Source organism: Komagataeibacter kakiaceti JCM 25156 (assembly GCF_000613305.1).
Genome location: NZ_BAIO01000423.1, coordinates 1 through 2,062, shown reverse-complemented (window position 1 = coordinate 2,062; position 2,062 = coordinate 1). Strand labels below are relative to the sequence as shown.

Genomic DNA, 2,062 nt, shown 5'->3' with positions numbered 1-2,062 from the left:
GACCAGCGCCGTACCATCCGCCGCAAGGGCAGTGGCCAGGGCCGCCCATGTCGTGCCACGATAGGTCCGGCTGCCCAGCACGGCGTGGCTGATGCTCAGGGTGTAGTAAGTGGGCAGGATCGTATCCTGCGCCAGCGTCGCCACGATGGCGTTGCCCGCGCTGCCGGTGTGAACCGCGTTCAGCGTCACACCGGAAAGTTCGGCCGTAGCGGCGGCATCGGTGCCATCGGTCACCCGCACGCAGCGGAAATCGGATGCCCCCTGCAACAGCGCGATGTTCACAGCCACGCCCATATCGCTGGCCAGTGCCTGCTTGGGGCCGAAGGCGGCCAGAAAATCGCCCATGCCCCCCACGATGACAGGCGCGCCAACCGCGCCCCATGCTGCCGTGCCCACAAGGCCGATACGCCCGGTCGCAACACCGTTGAGCGCGAGTGTCTGCGGCTGGAGGATCTGCACGTACAGGTCCGGCACGTTCAGGCTGTTGGTGTTCAGTTGCCCGGACTGGTAAATGGTCATTATGTCTGTCTTTCCGTATTGCGCGGCATGCCGCGCTGAATGGATGGATGTAATGGCTATGCCGGGTCTTAGCCTGTGGCGGACGCGCCCAGCAGCAGATCGCCCGTTACAAGACCGTCGGGCAGACCGATGCCCCCCGCCAGCATGACGGGGACGGGGCGGGTCAGATCGGTGTCATAGGTCACGAGAAAATGGGCGGGACGGGAAAACATGCCCCGGTTCATGGCCGTATCATCGTTGAATGCGGCCCGTGCCTCGATACGGAAGGTGGAGCCGTGCGCATCCGTCAGCCAGTCGGTCAGGGCCAGCGCATCGCTGAGCGCGCAGCCCAGCGCGTCCCGCCCGGCGGGAGTGGCGGACCATGCGGTTAGCACGAACATCTGCTGCTGCCTGCGGGCGATGCAGCGCGCGTTCACCACATCCGCATTGAGCGCCTGCACGTCACACGCACCGGGTATGGTGATGACGGAACCCTCCACCACCGCACCGGGCAGCGGCGTTGCCAGGGCCATGGCGACGGATTGCGCCGTATCGCCCACGCCCGCCACATGCAGGGTGCAGGCATTGCCGGTACACCCGGCAAGCCCCGACACGATCAGTCCCACCGTGCCCGCGGGCGCGACATCCGGCGCAAGCGTCACGGTAGCGGTATTGGCCTGCGTGCTTATGGTAAGGCTGGCGGGTTGCGTGCCCGCAAGGCGCCATGGGCGGCCCAGTGGTTCATCCACCCGGGCCCAGGATGCGGCCTCATCCATAATGCCGATGAAGTCGCATCCCGCCTGCAACGTATTGGCCACACCGGCGAGATCGGCCTGTGTCAGCCCGCCCCGGCGTATGACCAGCGGGCGGCCCGTACACGCGCTGCCCGGCGTGCCATCGGGGCACAGGGCGGTGGCCAGCGCCGTGGCGATGGCGGTGGAAATGGTGGAAATATCGGCCATGTCATCCCGGCTCCTGTTTCCTGTGATGGGGGAAATCGGTCATTCTCATGCCTGCTGTTGCCCCATCTGGCAGCGTGTACCCCACGGGCCGGCACGCGCGCTGCCAATGGTGTAACGCGTGCCATCGGCGTCACTGACCCACATGGTCGGCTGGAGTGTCACGCCCGGAATGGTGGGCATGAACATTTCCACCGCGCCGCCACGGATCGCGCCGGGCTGGTCCGGTCCCGGCACGCTGGTGCCCCCGCCCAGCCGGATCAGCGCGGGCCAGCCGGTGGCGAGGACGCTCTGCGCCGTCACATCGCCCGATGTGGCGTAGCCACCCGGATTGGCCAGGTCCGTTGCCAGCGCGGTGGTGGCCGTGATCGTGACCACCGTGTTGCACAGCACGCACAGCGGCGGGCGGAAGGGTTCGTACCGGGCAACAAAATAGGTCTCCCGCGCACAGGTCAGGATATCGCCCGCCCGCACATCACCAATGTTCATCAGTGCATAGACGAAGGGGACATCCCACAACGCCGGTCCGGCAAAGCCGAAGGCCCGGTCATTGCTGAACGCGGCCATGGCCTGTGCATAAGCCACGCCCAGCGGCTGCATGGCGG

Annotated in this window: 2 protein-coding genes and 1 pseudogene; all 3 read right to left on the bottom strand. The window is 66.7% G+C overall.

The features are described from left to right. A pseudogene (locus tag JCM25156_RS14730) lies at positions 1-519 on the bottom strand (phage tail protein); the annotation flags it as partial. Between the two features lie 68 nt (positions 520-587). After that, positions 588-1,460, bottom strand: coding sequence for a hypothetical protein (locus JCM25156_RS14725; RefSeq protein ID WP_025813672.1), 873 nt, complete (start codon positions 1,458-1,460; stop codon positions 588-590). 45 nt (positions 1,461-1,505) lie between these two features. Continuing rightward, a partial coding sequence (locus tag JCM25156_RS14720; protein WP_025813671.1) for a hypothetical protein occupies positions 1,506-2,062 on the bottom strand: 557 nt, incomplete at its 5' end.

Bases quoted from the DNA above. Each gene is read 5' to 3' on its own strand.
- JCM25156_RS14725 (WP_025813672.1), bottom strand. From the start codon at position 1,460: ATGGCCGATATTTCCACCATTTCCACCGCCATCGCCACGGCGCTGGCC.